Here is a 14780-nt window from a genome sequence, read left to right as displayed (position 1 = left end):
CCAAAAAAATCTATAATTGATCTAATAAAAGAAAGGGTATTTAAAGAGCCTTAGAGTTATTTGTATCTTAGAGATAAGAGAAGTGAACTCATTATTTTACCCATAGAATTAGACTAGCCTATGTCCTCAAAAATTAGCATCTTTAGCTGCCTACTCAGTTTATGTTGTCTGAGTTGGAGTTGCAGTCCATCCGAAAAAAAGACAGAAGAAAAAGAAGAAATGACAAAGTATAAATACGAAACGGTAGAGAATGACCCTTTGGGGACAAAGATCTACACCCTCAAAAATGGCCTAAAGGTCTATATGAGCGTCAATAAAGACGAGCCCCGTATTCAGACTTATATTGCGACTCGTGCGGGATCTAAGAATGACCCTGCCGATGCAACAGGCTTGGCCCACTACCTAGAACACATGCTCTTTAAGGGAAGCTCTAAAATTGGAGCTTTAGATTGGGCGAAAGAGAAGCCCATGTTGGATGAAATTTCGGCTCTTTATGAAGAGCATTTCAAAGCTGATCCAGAGGCGCGCAAAGCCATCTATAAAAAGATTGACAGCATCTCTTTTGAGGCAGCCAAATTGGTTGCCGCCAATGAGTATGACAAAATGATTTCACAATTGGGGGCCAAAGGGACCAATGCCTATACCTCTTTGGACCAAACCGTTTATGTGAATGATATTCCATCTAACGAACTAGAGCGTTGGATGAAAGTAGAGTCAGAGCGCTTTAGCGAATTGGTTCTTCGTCTCTTTCATACCGAGCTAGAAGCCGTTTATGAAGAGTTTAATATTGGGCAGAGCAATGATGGCCGCAAGGTTTTCCAGGCCTTTATGTCGGGCCTACTCCCCAACCACCCTTATGGAACACAAACGACCATTGGAACCAGTGAGCACCTCAAGCGTCCCTCTATGGTTAAGATCCATGAGTTCTTTAACACCTACTATGTGCCTAATAATATGGCCATCGTTTTGGCTGGAGACTTTGATCCCGACCAAACCGTAGAACTGATTGAAAAGTACTTTGGGGGTTATGAGAGCAAAGAGGTTCCCCAATTTGAGAAAAAGCCATTGCCCGAGCGCAAAGAAATGATCGTCAAAGAAGTAGTTGGCCAAGAAGCCGCTGTTCTTGATATGGGCTGGGTGGCGCCTGGCGCAGGTACAGATGAAGCCCTAATCGCAGATATTGCCATGGGCATTTTGTCGAATGGCAAAGCGGGTTTAATTGACCTTAACTTGGTGCAAAAGCAAGCCGTAGGAGGCAATAGCATGGCCTTTTGCTGGACCGCCAACGATTATTCTTTCTTAGGCATTTATGCTTACCCCAAACCCGGCCAAAGCCTAGAAGAAGCTAAGGAGTTGGTCTTGGAGCAGGTTCGTAAGCTCAAAGCTGGCGAATTTGAAGACTGGATGATCGAAGCAGTAATCAATGATATGGAGTATCGCTACCAAAAGTCATTGGAAAGTAACCGTGGCCGTGCTGGCCAAATGCTCGATGCCTTTATCAGCAATCAAGATTGGGCCACCGTAAGTAATAAATTTGCTCGCATGCGCAAATTTAGCAAGCAGCAAATTACGGACTTTGCCAAAACCTATATGGGCGAAGATAATGGCGTCGTGGTCTTCAAAAGAGAAGGCAAAGACGACAATATTGCCAAGGTAGACAAGCCTAGCATTACGGCCGTAGAGCCCGCTAAAGATACGCTTTCTACTTTCCGCAAAGCTTTTGAGGAAATGCCTAGCCAAAACCTCAGCCCTCAGTTTGTCGATTTCAAAGAAGCCATCCAACAGAGCAAACTCAAAGGCAAGCTTCCTTTTGACTATGTTCAGAACAAGACCAACGAGACCTTTAGCCTTTACTACATCCTTGAAATGGGCTCGCAGAATGATAAGATCTTGCCTATTGCCGTTCGTTATCTTCCCTTCTTGGGCACAGATAAGTACAGCCCCGAACAACTGCAGCAAGAATTCTTCAAGTTGGGCCTCAGCTTCGATGTATACACCAGTGGAGATGTTAGCTATGTGACCCTCCGCGGTCTCGATCGCTCTTTCCAAGAAGGGGTAACCCTCTTTGAGCACATTTTGGCTCATGCCAACCCCAATGAGGAAGCACTTAAGAATCTAGTGGCCCAAATCAAAAAGGATCGTCTAGATGCGAAAAAAGACAAGCGTCAAATCCTCAACAATGCCATGTTTAACTATGCTCGCTATGGCGAAAAATCGCCCTTTAGAGATATCTTGAGCTTTGAGGAAATGGATGCCTTGACTGCCGAGCAATTGGTGGACAAAATCAAGACCTTGACCCAATACGAGCATTCGGTATTTTATTATGGTAGCCAAGAGCAGGCAGATATTGCCAAGGTTTTGGAAATGGAGCACAAAATTGCCGATCAGTTGCTTCCTTGTCCCAAGCGTCCCGACTTTAAGGAGCTAGCCACCGAAAAGGACCAAGTTATTTTTGTTCCTTTTGCAGGCATGCCTCAAGCCGAAATCATGATGGTTTCTAAGGGTACAGAAGGCTTCAATCTAGAAGAGAACAACATGTCTCAGCTCTACAATGAGTACTTTGGTGCAGGCTTGTCTTCTATTGTTTTCCAAGAAATTCGTGAAAAGCGCGCTTTGGCTTATTCTGCTTATGCCTTCAACAGCTCGCCCGCTCGTGCCGATGATGCGCATTATTTCCGTGCCTTTGTAGGTACTCAATCAGATAAGATCAAGCAGGCAATTCCCGCCATGAAAGGCATTATCGAGGAAGTTCCTGTAGTAGAAGATCAGCTCAACAATGCAATTGGGGCCATCCTCAAAAAGCTAGAAGCTGACCGCCTTACGGGTTCTGATGTTTATTGGACCTACCGCAGCAACAAAAAGCGCGGCTACACTCAAGACCTCCGCAAAGACCGCTATGAGTTCTTCTCTGGCCTCAATGTAGAGGGCAAAGGAGGCGTAGACGCCTTCAATAAATTCCATGAAAGCAAGATCAAGGGCCGCAAATACACGGTTTTGGTCCTTGGCGATAAAAGCCGAATGGATACCGATTACCTCAAATCTTTGGGCGATTATAAAGAGCTCTCTGTAGATCAGGTATTTGGTTATTAAGCTGTTTTGGGGCCTCCGCTGCGGCTTCGCCTTGCGGCGCTACGCTTTGGGGCTCGCTGCTCGCTCGGCCCTGCGGCGGCTTTGCCGCCTTGGTCTGGCCTGACGGCCACCCCGCCGCATCGCTAGGCCTGCGGCCCTTCGGGCCTATTCTAGCCTAAGTCTGGCCCCAAAAGCTAGCCCCCAGTTTTGCAGATGCAAAGCTGGGGGCTTTTATGTCTGGGGTTAGTTGCTAAACCGTATCTGTATGTTGAGGTTAAAATAGTCTTCATCCTCCTCTCTATAAATGAGGCCAAAACCATTGCGACTGCTACTAGGCGTATCTAACTTCGTATTATGAAAAAGATAATCTTCAAACTGGTTGCGATCATAGATATGATAACAGACCAGTTCTCCATCATTACGAACAACAATATACCCTCCTCCAGCATCAAAACGACCATCCCAAACCGTATTAGGTGTCATCCCTAATGCAACATCAGTTAAAAATCGCTTGATCTTATACTCGTAAAAATGCTGCCCTTCTATCTCTGGAAACCCCAATGGGTTTTCTATTCTAAGCTGCGCTACTAGATCTGTAATCTTACTGCTCTTAGCTCGTCCTCTATAATAAATGAGTAATAAAGCGGCTATAATTTGAGGTAATGCACTATCAATTAAACAGAGGTTATTCGCAAATGTCTCATTCTGAATGGAAGCAAACAACAACTTTCCTCCCTCTTCATAAATAGCTTCTATCCTCTTTTTTATCTTAGAAGAAGTGCGAATCTTATTGATTGACTCAGTATTTACTTCTTGAGACAGACAGAACTGAAAATTTGTTGCTTTACTTGCATTAAGTAAAGTTGATGGATTCCCCAACTGCGATTTAATGCTAAACCCTAATTTCGAAGAACGTGCTACCCTATAATCATAAATAAGCACTTCAATATCTTTTTTTGAAGACGATTTAGCCTTTAAACTCAAACAATGAATTGTAGATAAAAAAGGGATAGCCTCTTCAATAAGAAATGTTCCTTTTGGAGCCTGACGAATACCATCTAGTACAACGGTCTTTATAGCCTCAAACTCTTCTAAAGGAATCTCAACTTGTTCCTCGCCATCAATAAGCAAAACAGATTTTTGATCTGAGTCAAGACGATATTCTTTAAGACCATCTTTTTCGGCTCGATAGACAGCTTCAACAATATACTCAAAGTCTGTTGCTACTAGATGTGCATCTCCTTGAGGCAAAACACCATCTGAAATTAGCTTGAGTAAAGTATAGATTTCACTCCACTCTCCTTTATTTCCCTTCTTCATCCCCTTGCGCCCTTAGTCTTTTTGAAAAAATGGTTCTAGCTCCATTACAATTTTTTCCGCAGTAGCTTTTATTGCAGGTACGGCTACAGAATTTCCAAACTGCTTGTAAGCTGCTGCATCTGAAACTGGAATAATATAGTTATCCGGGAACCCTTGTAACCTAGCCCATTCTCTTGGGGTCATTTTTCTGATACCTTCACGATTTACCTCTCCTTTAATATTAGTAACAGGAGTAAAGTTTGTCAATCTATGATCAAGTACCAAGTTCCGTTCTCGTCCCATTCCTCCACAAACAACAGCATTCGCAATCTCATCATCTGCTATAATTTGATACCCGAATCCATTCCCTTTTTGAGCATGTCGTTCCTTATGTTTCCTTAAAGTATCCAAATAAGTTTCTGACAAGTAATACTTTACCGAAACCTCCTTCTCTTCCTTAATATCTGCAAAAGAAAGCTGTTTATTTGATACCCTAGGATACTCAAATGCTACTTCAGGAGCTAAATCTGCTCTAAAACCTACAATAAAAATTCGCTCTCTATTTTGAGGCACACCAAAATCTCTTGCATTTATAATCTGGGGTTCTGGAACTGTATAGCCTAAATCCTCCCTCAAAACATGTAAGATTGTACTCAAAGTTTTCCCCTTATCATGATTTCTCAACCCCTTTACATTCTCTAGAAAAATAGCCTTGGGCTTTTTACGACGGATTATCTCTGCTACATCAAAAAATAAGGTTCCTCGAGTATCTTCAAAACCTCCACGCTTGCCTGCAATAGAAAAGGCTTGACAGGGAAATCCAGCACAAAGAATATCAAAGTTATCTGGTATTTGAGATTTTACACTCTCCTTCGTAATATCTCCAAAAGGATACTCCCCAAAATTGGTATAATAGGTCTTTTGGGCCTGTTTATCCCACTCACTAGAAAAGACACACTCTCCACCCAAGGATTGAAGAGCTAAACGAAAGCCCCCAATTCCTGCAAATAAGTCTATAAACTTAAACTTAGCTGGTTGTGCTGGCGGAAATGGAACATCTAAATTATTCGGCGTAAACAACCTATACTGTAATACCTTTTCTTCCAACAAGGCCTCTATCTTTTCCAATTTATTGAAACTGAACTCTTTTATCTGAGTATAAAGCTCTCTAGAACTTACCTCTTTTGCTTCATATAATTGATGAGTTAAAACAGCTAAGTCAAAAAAGCGCTGAGGATCTTTACTTTTTTGAGTTTCTACCAATAGCGCATTCAGTATTGAATTCAACATGATTTATCCTGCTTCCTTTAAAAGGTGAAACATTTTGTTTCAAATATAGCGATTTATATTTGCTTATTCCTCTAAAACTCAAATTTAGAGCTCAAGCGCCCCCAACGCAGCCCTACCCTAGCTGGCAAATGGGCCAAATTAGCGGGTAGTTGATAAGCAAAGACGGCAGGGTCTAAGGCCAAGGTTTTTAAATTGGGGAGCTCGGCTAGCCAAGAAGGTAATGCTAAGAGATAGGGATTTTCGGCTAGGTCTAGGGTTTGTAGAGCAGACATATAACGCATGCTCTCCGGTAGCTCCCGCAATTGATTATTGGGCAATAAAAGCGTTTTTAATCCCTTAAGCTCCCCCATGCTTTGGGGCAGCTGCTGCAACTGATTATTTTTTAGACCCAAACTGCGCAAGGCTTGAAGCTGGCCCAGACTTTCAGGCAGAGTTTGCAAACCCAAAGCATGCAACTCTAAGATTCCCAAACGCTGAAAAATAGCAATGACCGCAGGCAGCTCTAGTAACTCTTCTTCCTCTATGCTTAACGCATAAATTTGCTGACAAGCAGGCAGCAGTTGCTCAAAACTAGCTCCCTCCCATTGCTGTAGATTGGGACGGCTCTCTCCTAGGGCCAATAACTGCTTAATCTCCTGGGCCAAAGGCTGCAAAGCAATACCATTGGCCTGCGCTAGCTGCAAACCCAACTCCCAATTGCTGGGCGAACGACTACTAAATAGCTGTAAGAGTTTATCTATTGCTGACATACTTTATTTTATGCGTTCTACAGGCCCGAAGGGCCGCAGGCTGAGGGATATGGAGCAGGGCCGCCAAAGGCGGCAGACCCAGCGGGCAAAGCCCGCGCAGGGCCGAGCAGACCTGCGAGCTGCGCAATAGCCCGACCCGACCGCAGGGCGGGGCAGCCCCAAATCATTTTTCTAATAGCCACCATGATAACGACGCAAGAACCACTCTAAGCTCAAGAGGCCGAGGATTAAGAAAAAGATCCATTTGAGGTGGATGAGGCCCTGCGTTTTTAGGCTATCGAATAGGACGGGTTTGGCCAAACCCTTTTTGTCAATTTCCGCTGCCAGTTGGTCCAACTGATCGCTAAAATAGAGCTTGCCGCCTGTTTGCTCACTCATCGCATAGAGCAAATCATGCCGAGCTTGGGTCTCGAAGCGCTCCAACTGCAAAGCTTGCACGCTAAACTGCCCCTCGGCGGTGAAGGACTCGCCATTGTAGCTAGTGTTGGCCTTGAAGCGGTAGTTGCCCTCAGGGAAAATTCCAGCGTCTAGGGCATAGGCCTGCTTTTCATTCTTGGCCAAGGTAAAGTTAAATTCCTTGCCCTCCTCATTGTAAATTTCCAGAAAGGCATCGGGCTCATTGATGCGCTCATAACTGCTATTATAGAGCTCGGCGGCAAAGCGAATGCGTTCGTTTTCGCCATAAACGCTTTGGCTAGGCATGGCTCTAAAGCGGCGCTTGTCGGCCTTGACACTGAGGTATTGGATCGTTTGACTGATGAGCTCATCAAAGAGTTCAAAATTTTTGTGCTGTACATAGTCGAAGATGCGCCACTTCCAAAGGCCTTCCGCGGCCAAAACGCCCTGCCGCAGATTGCCCTCCTCGCCAAAGAGGAGCAGCGGGTAATCCGTACTGACGCTCCCCACTCGCTGCTTGAATAAAATATCGGCATCTCCGCGGGCTGTAAATTCGCCAAAAGGGGCCTGCATGGGCGGCAACTGTGCCCCGACATCGGCCCATTTTTCATTGAGCGTGAAGGCCGTAAAGTTCTTTTGCGAAATAGGGGTAACCTCATTGGCTTGCCCATTGCCCAAAGCGCGGATATTCAATAAGCTTTGCGCTTGATTATAAGCCGCTAAGTCGGTCTGCGCCCCCACCACAAAAGCATGGGGAATCTTATCTTTTTTCAAGGCATTAAGCTCAGCCGTTATGGGGTAAACGGCGGAGGGCAACTGATGCAAAAGGACCAAATCATAATCTTTGAGCTGCCCCTTGAAATCCTTAGGATAAGCCAGCTCCAACTCATAGTTTTTGTTGCCTTCCACTACCCGACGAAAGACCCCCAAATCGGGATGGGGCGAATGGGCCAACAACAAGATCTTTTGACGAGCATCCAAGACCTCGATATAGATTTTCTTTCGGTTGTTGGTCTCACTATACTCCCCTTCTACTGGGCTCAAGACCAGTTCATAGCTTTGTAGCCCCACCTTATCGGCGGGAAGGTTAAATTCAATGGTTTGGAAGAAGTCTTTATCCTTTATGCTAATAGCTTCTTGATGCAAGACCCGCTGGCCCTGACGCAATTCTAGGCGACTAGCTTGGCCCGCACAGTTGTTGGCCGCCACATCTAGTTGCACACTAAACTTATCGCCCAAATAGGCAATTTGATTATTATAAACCTCCTTAATGTAGAGATCTTTTTTGGGTAGGCTATCCCCTAAAGCAATAGTATAAATAGGCGCACTAAGTTGGCCCGCAGCATAAAGCGGATTATTCCCTTGGTTGTAAATTCCATCCGAGGCAAGAATAACCGTAGCCAAATCTTGATTTCCATAAAGGGCCGAAAGCTCTTGCATTAGGGCCGAAAGGTTACTACTGGGGTCCGTAAATCGGTAATCAATACCCTGCCGTACATTTTGCCCAAAGGCGTAAGTCTCTAGCTCATAATCCGCCCCTAGCTTTTCTTGCAAAGCACTAAGCTGGGCAGCATATTTAGCCGAATCCACCTCATCGGCCAAAGAGCTAGACTGATCTTGGGCCAACACGACAATGGGCTTCTTTTGTTCAACGACTCGGCTGCGCATCACAGGCTCTAGCAACAACAAACAAATAATGAATACCGCCAAAAATCGCAGCCCCATTAAGAGCGGATTGAGCCAGCGAGTCGCCTCGCCAAAACGACGGTCTTTGACGTACAAAGCCGCAGCATAAGCCGCAGCCGTGAGCAAACAAAAAAGGATAAAGTAAGTCGGATATTGAAAAACAATATTCACAGTGTTCTATATTTTAAGTGAAGCTAGGCAAGTAGATACTTTTGTATCTCTTGGGGCCTCCCGCAGCAAGCTGCGGGCGCTACGTTTCGGGGCTCGCAGGTCTGCTCGGCCCTGCGCGGGCTTTGCCCGCTGGGTCTGGCGCCTTTGGGCCACCCCTCCACATCGCTAGGCCGACGGCCCTTAGGGCCTACTATTTAGCGGCTTGATTATAATCGGCAATGAGGCGCTCAAGGTCTCGCTTTTTGTATTCCTTTTGCTCTATTTTGGCCACAATTTCTGGCTGATCGGCCAAATAGGCGGCCAGTTGCTTGCGGAAACGGCGGAAAATCACCTCTTCCATGCTTCCTTTGCGTTCTAAATAGGTTTGGGTGTAGCCTACAGAACCCTCTATATTATAGTATTCATAGAGCTTGACCTTGACCTTGCCGGGATTGAGACGACGCATAAAGACCGCATACCCCATATCCAGCTTATGCCGCCCCTTAGGATGATAGACCTTAGACTCAAAATAGTAATCGGCCCCTGCAGGATGCCAAGATTTAATATCTTTGGCCTTATAAGTTTTGGTTTCGCCCGTTTTGTCTGCCTTAAACTTGACCATCACCGAGCTTTTGCCTGGGGTTAGGCCACCCATGACCTTACCATAAAGGGTATCGTAGCTAATTGTTACGATAAAATCTTGAGGGGCATCTTGCGCCCAAAGGCCCACAAAAGGAAGGGCAATACAGAGCAGACTCAATAGGGATTTTAACATCTTTTGCGATTTTAAGGTCAACATTAAACGGTTTTAAACCCTTTAAGTTAAGAGGATAGCAAGGATTTTACAACTCGCTTTCTCTTTTTAAAGGTTTCGTAAAAATTTATAGGATGGGATTACAAGATTATATCGTTTGGGGCATTGGCCTTTTGGCCCTGGGCTATTTAGTTTGGCATTTTTGGCCCAAAAAAAATGCCGCAGGCTGTGCAGGCGGCTGCAACGATTGCCATCAGGTGGATTGGCAGGCCCTAACCGAAAAAGCCGAAAGAGAAATGAAGGCCTAAGTCTTAGCCAAGGCCCTCGGCTCAGCGCTGCGGAGGGGTGGCGCATAGCGCCAGACCAAGGAGCCGCAGGCGACGCAGGGCCGAGCAGACCTGCGAGCCCCAGAGCATAGCGGCGGCCGAGCTAGGCAAAGCCTAGCCGGCCGCGGGCCCCAAATCCCTATTAAAATAACAGACTTTCGAGTAATTGTTCGTAGAACTGAAGGCCCCTAGCAAAATTGTCTAGCCCCAAACGCTCATCCTCTCGCTGTTCTAAACGCAAACGCTCTACAGCATCGAAACGCCAAGGCGAAAAATGATAATATTGCTGGCAATAAGGCTGTAAAGCAGCCCGATAGCAGGTCGTTTTGGGCAGAACAGTGGGTAAGACAAGGGTCTCTGGAAAAATCTGGCGGATATGTGTTTGTAGCAGCTCATAGGCAAAACCCTCGCTAGGGCTCAATAAGCTGTCTCCCCAGCTTTTTTGCTGAATAGAGTCGGCATAAGTCGCTAGTTCAGTAAAACTTTGAGCCGTATAATGGGGTGCCAAGGCTTGTTCCAAGCGCAAATACCCCTCTTTTTCCTCCTTAATCAAGGGCGTGTTTTTCCAGGCGGCCAAAATGGGCGCTTGGCCCAAACTACTATTGCTCCAATCGCCTAAATAGCTGCGGTTGGCCCAAAGAAAACGCTTGAAGAAAGGCAGCTCTGGCCCCAAATAGGGATAAATCGCCTGATAGGCAGCTTGTTCTTGACTCCAACTATATGTTTGTTCCTCTAGGTAATTTAAGGCGGCCTTTAATTGGTCCTCTTCCTGCTGCCAAATTTTGGTTTCTAGGGTCTGGACTTCCCCAATAGCAAGGGCGGCAATGGGCGCAGTTAGGCCCAGCTCGTTTTCAGTATAAATATCTGATTCTGGTCCCAAAGCCAACTCAAAACGAAGGTTTTTGCGCTTGAAGTAGCGGGCCGCCCGATCGGCAGAAGCCCGATCTTTTGGGCCCATCAGCAAATAAAAGCTGCGTTCGGGCCAGCTATTTTTGGCTAGCTTCTGCTGAAAGACCTCTAAAAAGGCAATGGCGTTGGCCATGCCTCTTTGACTCCCCAATCCCCAGACAAAAGCATCTTGCTGCTCGCCAGAATAAGGGCCATGGGTCCAAGCCGGCAAATTATCTAGCTCTGGCTCTTTGAACTGAATGTAAGTGACCGCCAAAAAGGGCAGTAGGCGCAGGTCGCGCCCCTTCCAATGCAAAAGCGTAAGGTTTTCGCCCAAAACAATAAGCTCTGTATTGGGGTGTTGGACCAAACTCGGGTAATAACGGCGCAAAAAACCTTCCCAACTCAAACTATCTAACTGCTGCTGCTTAGGCGATGGGCGTTTAATGGCTAAACGCAGGCGTTTGGCCCCCTTTTTAACCGAAAAGGAAGCCTTCTCGGGCGCTGGCGGATAAGCTTGCATAGAACGCCAGCTCAGGGTATTAAACAATAGGATCAGGAGAAAGATGCTGGCCAAAAAGGCCAACAAAAGCAGCAGTAGTTTTCGCATAAGTCATCTGTTTTTTGGGCGCTATTTAAAGCGAATGGCCTTGAGGGGGGCAATACTGGCCACCAACCAAGAGGGAATAATCAAGACCAATAAGGTAAGCAACAATGTCCCTAAATTTAGCAGAAAGATGGGCCAAAATTCCAATTGTACAGGAGCTACCGATACATAATAGAGGTCTTCGGGCAAGCGAATCAAACCAAAGGTTTGTTGCAAACAACACAGGCCAAGCCCCAAGAGGTTGCCCCAAAACAAACCATAAATGATGATTTGCCCCGCCTTATATAAGAACAATTGCCGAATGCTCCAGTTAGTGGCCCCCAAGGCCTTGAGCACGCCAATCATATTGGTCCGCTCCAAAATAAGGATCATCAAGGAGGTGGTCATATTGATAATAGAGACCAAGATCATGAGCAAAATGATGATGCGCTCATTCATATCGGTTAAATTCAACCAATCAAAAATATTGGGCTCGACCTCCTTAATCGTATTGGCAAACTGATCTTTGCCCATCAAAGTGTTATAATTGATGTACTCCCCAAAAGCATCTAGATCATCAATATCCTCCACAAAGACCTCAAAACCCGAAATCTGCTCACTGAGCAAATCATTCGGCGATTGCAATGCCTGCCAAGGGACAAAAATTGTTTTCTCCCAACGCAAATTGGCTGGAGCCTGATAGATCGCGGCAATGATAAAGCGATAGACATATTTCTGCTCGCCAAAATCAAGATATTGTAGGCTAATGGTATCGCCCAGGGACCAACCTCTAGCTCCCGCCAAAACCGAGGAAACAACCACCGCCTGGCTACTGCTGTCTGAGAAGTCTGGAATTTGGCCCGCTTTGAGGTAGTTTTGCACCGCCACTCGACTCTCTTCAAAGCTGGCGGCAGTCACGCCTTTGAGGTATACATTTTCTTCATGTAGCTCTAAATCTGGCCCATAATTCCGATAAGGCCGCCAATTGTTGAGCTTCTGGATTTGACGCAGATCGACCAAGGCAAAACGACGGTCATATTCTTCTAAACCTGTCTTAAATATGCCCTTGATGTTATACTTGCGCGCCTGCGAGCTCCCATTTTGCACAAAATAAATCCGAAAATCATCGCCGACTTTAAGGCTAAGTCGCCTAGCAGTTACCTCAGAGATGAGGATATGGTTGGCATTTCCCTCACTTTTGGGGTCCAACAACTCCCCTTCTAAAAGGTAGTTTTTCAAAAAGCCCCAATCGTAGTCCTCTCCTACCCCACGCAAAATGATTCCCTCAATTTGCTCCTCTGTTTTGATGATCCCTTCTTTCTGTGCAAAGGCCTGTATATGTCGCAAGCCCGCTTTGGTTTGCCGCTCCTCTTCTTGGGGGTTCCCCCAGCTATCGGTCCCTTGCTCAATAAAGTAAATAGGCCCCTGCTGCCCCAAATCGGGATAATAAATCTGCTGTTTATCCATCGGCTGGGCCTCAAAAGCATAGCTAGAGGGCGAGCTACTAGTCGTAATATGAATATGCCCCCAAAAGCCAAAGACTTTTTCCGAAATACTGGTTTTGAAGCCCCGCACAATGGCGGTGGCCAAAATCATAACCGTGACCGAAAGGGCTATGGCCAAAATGGCAATGCGCATGATGGTCTTTGAAAAAGAGGGACCCGCCCCTAAACCTAATCGGCGGGCGATAAATATAGCTACATTCAAGGAAAAGGATGTTTTTTGATGTTTGCTTTTGGGGCTGCCCCGCCCTGCGGGCGGGTCGGGCTGTTTCGCAGCTCGCTATTCGCTCGGCCCTGCGCAAAAAAGCGCTCCGCGCTTTTTTGCTAGGTCTGCCGCCTGCGGCGGCCCTGCTGTCCATCCCTCAGCCGCGGGCGCTTCGCGCCCTTTTGGACCAAAACGCTCTGACCGAGCTGGAACTGCCTAAAAATACAACTTTCTACTAAAGTCAGTCTAACTCAAAGGGCCGCTCTTTAAAATTTTGTATTCCCCATTGAGAAATAAATGAATAATAATAAGCCTGTAGTATGTTGAGCTTTAACGCTGGGGGATTCCCCAGAGGCGTCTGTATCATTACATTTAGCTCCGGGGATTCCCCAGAGGCGTCTGTATCCTTACATTTAGCTCTGGCCCCAGGCCAGAGGCGTCTGCATCATTACATTTAACTCCGGCCCCAGGCCAGAGGCATCTGTATCGTTACATTTAGCTCTGGCCCCAAGCCAGAGGCGTCTGTATCGTTACATTTAGCTCCGGCCCCAAGCCAGAGGCGTCTGCATCAATACATTTAGCTCTGGCCCCAAGCCAGAGGCATCTGTATCGTTACATTTAGCTCCGGCCCCAAGCCAGAGGCGTCTGTATCGTTACATTTAGCTCCGGCCCCAGGCCAGAGGCGTCTGCATCTTTACATTTAGCTCTGGCCCTATCTAATTTGCCCTATATTTTTTTTCTGGACCGACCCTACTACAAATCAGCTAGGCTCGCTTAGCAGCGAAATATTGGATGCGGTTGTATTTAAGCCCTTGTCATTTTACCCTAGGGGCTTGCCCCTAGGCTAATAGTCATAGTCGCCCCCTCCTTCGAGGGGGCTTTTTGTTTAGCGCTATTGATCAATTAGGTCCAGACGACATTTTCTGTATTGGCTCCTTAGGTCCTAAATCTTATGTTTGAAGAGCAAGAGAAAGCAGTTTATTGAAGATCTTGTTTGCTTAACTGTTAAAGCTCAGGGGTAAAGACAAATTCCCTCGCAGGAGGGGATGACAGATTCTAGAGCCTAGGGCCTTGGCCCTAGGGGTAAAATTTATATCCTATCGACCTGTGGGTTGAAACCCACAGCAAAAAGGGCGGCCATGCAAGCCCTAATAAAATGGGCCGAAGGCTAAACCCTTCAGCCCATAACTAGAAAAGGGGCAATTAACTAAGACGAGATAGATAAAAGGCCAAAAGGGTTAGCTTAATGAAGGGGTTTCCCCCTCATTCTATAAAAGATTGCGAAGCAATACCGCATTTACTGTGGGTGTCAACCCACAGAATCGGCCCAGCGCTGCGGAGGGGTGGCCGAAGGCCAGACCGAAGCCGCCGCAGGCGGCTGAAGGGCCGAACAGACCTGTGAGCCCCGCAGCATAGCGGCGGCCAAGCTAGCCTTTGGCTAGCTTGCCGCGGGCCCCAAATAGTAAGCAATAAGAAAAGCCGAGTGGAAAAAATAAAAAAAAGCCAGTACGCTAAAACGGCATACTGGCTTTTTGTCCAACAACTGGAAAGTAACTTACATAAGGCCAAGGACCTTTGCAAACTTCATCATTTCGCTAAGATTGCTAATTTTGAGTTTGCCCGTAAATACGGCCATTTGGGGATTTTGTTTACCTGAAAGGATCTTGCTAAATACGCTATCAGAAGTTTTGATCACGCATTTGGGCTCATCTTCTAGGCCTTCGACTACCTCTGCCTTACCGTCTTTGATACGGGCGGTAAAATTGCCTCCTTCTTCTCCAGAGATGAGGAAGTGGAATAAGCTTTCTTTTCCTTCGATCGCTTCGGGGCTAATCTTAGAGGGAAGGTTCAATAAGAATTCACGAACGTTCATAGTTATT

10 protein-coding genes are annotated in these 14780 nt (G+C 46.3%); 2 read left to right on the top strand and 8 right to left on the bottom strand.

Features of this window, described 5'->3' with window-relative positions; all coding sequences use genetic code 11:
- Positions 1–120 precede the first annotated feature (120 nt).
- Positions 121–3090 carry a M16 family metallopeptidase gene (locus PPO43_RS09290; protein ID WP_272617113.1) on the top strand — a complete coding sequence of 990 codons (2970 nt, stop codon included), beginning with the start codon at positions 121–123 and terminating at the stop codon, positions 3088–3090.
- A gap of 222 nt (positions 3091–3312) precedes the next feature.
- Here PPO43_RS09290 and PPO43_RS09285 read toward each other — a convergent pair whose 3' ends face one another.
- From PPO43_RS09285 to PPO43_RS09265, 5 genes are all read right to left on the bottom strand, one after another.
- Positions 3313–4389, bottom strand: coding sequence for an HpaII family restriction endonuclease (locus tag PPO43_RS09285; RefSeq protein ID WP_272617111.1), 1077 nt, complete (start codon positions 4387–4389; stop codon positions 3313–3315).
- Between the two features lie 12 nt (positions 4390–4401).
- On the bottom strand, positions 4402–5658 hold the full coding sequence (locus PPO43_RS09280; protein ID WP_272617109.1) for a DNA cytosine methyltransferase: 1257 nt from the start codon (positions 5656–5658) through the stop codon (positions 4402–4404).
- 71 nt (positions 5659–5729) lie between these two features.
- Entirely contained in the window at positions 5730–6407 is a 678-nt protein-coding gene (locus PPO43_RS09275) for a leucine-rich repeat domain-containing protein (protein WP_272617107.1), read from the bottom strand.
- Between the two features lie 171 nt (positions 6408–6578).
- Positions 6579–8660, bottom strand: coding sequence for a hypothetical protein (locus PPO43_RS09270; RefSeq protein ID WP_272617106.1), 2082 nt, complete (start codon positions 8658–8660; stop codon positions 6579–6581).
- Between the two features lie 190 nt (positions 8661–8850).
- Positions 8851–9414, bottom strand: a complete 564-nt coding sequence (locus PPO43_RS09265) for a hypothetical protein (protein ID WP_272617105.1) — start codon at positions 9412–9414, stop codon at positions 8851–8853.
- A 113-nt stretch (positions 9415–9527) separates the two neighbouring features.
- On the opposite strand from PPO43_RS09265, the gene PPO43_RS09260 reads away from it, so the two are divergent.
- Positions 9528–9701, top strand: coding sequence for a FeoB-associated Cys-rich membrane protein (locus PPO43_RS09260; protein WP_272617103.1), 174 nt, complete (start codon positions 9528–9530; stop codon positions 9699–9701).
- A gap of 160 nt (positions 9702–9861) precedes the next feature.
- Here PPO43_RS09260 and PPO43_RS09255 read toward each other — a convergent pair whose 3' ends face one another.
- The 3 genes from PPO43_RS09255 to PPO43_RS09245 form a co-directional block, all read right to left on the bottom strand.
- A complete protein-coding gene (locus PPO43_RS09255; RefSeq protein WP_272617101.1) occupies positions 9862–11217 on the bottom strand; it encodes a peptidase M20 in 1356 nt (451 codons plus the stop codon).
- Between the two features lie 21 nt (positions 11218–11238).
- Positions 11239–12900 carry an ABC transporter permease gene (locus PPO43_RS09250; protein ID WP_272617099.1) on the bottom strand — a complete coding sequence of 554 codons (1662 nt, stop codon included), beginning with the start codon at positions 12898–12900 and terminating at the stop codon, positions 11239–11241.
- A gap of 1555 nt (positions 12901–14455) precedes the next feature.
- Positions 14456–14773 (bottom strand): SCP2 sterol-binding domain-containing protein, encoded by a 318-nt coding sequence (locus PPO43_RS09245; protein ID WP_272617097.1) that lies wholly within the window; start codon positions 14771–14773, stop codon positions 14456–14458.
- Positions 14774–14780: the final 7 nt, after the last annotated feature.

This window comes from Saprospira sp. CCB-QB6, assembly GCF_028464065.1.
Lineage (GTDB): Bacteria > Bacteroidota > Bacteroidia > Chitinophagales > Saprospiraceae > Saprospira.
Note: the sequence above shows the minus strand (reverse complement) of the source record. Positions and strands in the feature narration are given on the sequence as shown.

Coding starts and splice junctions, on each gene's coding strand:
- PPO43_RS09245 (WP_272617097.1), bottom strand. CDS start 14,773: ATGAACGTTCGTGAATTCTTATTGAACCTTCCCTCTAAGATTAGCCCC.
- PPO43_RS09285 (WP_272617111.1), bottom strand. CDS start 4,389: ATGAAGAAGGGAAATAAAGGAGAGTGGAGTGAAATCTATACTTTACTC.
- PPO43_RS09290 (WP_272617113.1), top strand. CDS start 121: ATGTCCTCAAAAATTAGCATCTTTAGCTGCCTACTCAGTTTATGTTGT.
- PPO43_RS09275 (WP_272617107.1), bottom strand. CDS start 6,407: ATGTCAGCAATAGATAAACTCTTACAGCTATTTAGTAGTCGTTCGCCC.
- PPO43_RS09265 (WP_272617105.1), bottom strand. CDS start 9,414: ATGTTAAAATCCCTATTGAGTCTGCTCTGTATTGCCCTTCCTTTTGTG.
- PPO43_RS09280 (WP_272617109.1), bottom strand. CDS start 5,658: ATGTTGAATTCAATACTGAATGCGCTATTGGTAGAAACTCAAAAAAGT.
- PPO43_RS09260 (WP_272617103.1), top strand. CDS start 9,528: ATGGGATTACAAGATTATATCGTTTGGGGCATTGGCCTTTTGGCCCTG.
- PPO43_RS09255 (WP_272617101.1), bottom strand. CDS start 11,217: ATGCGAAAACTACTGCTGCTTTTGTTGGCCTTTTTGGCCAGCATCTTT.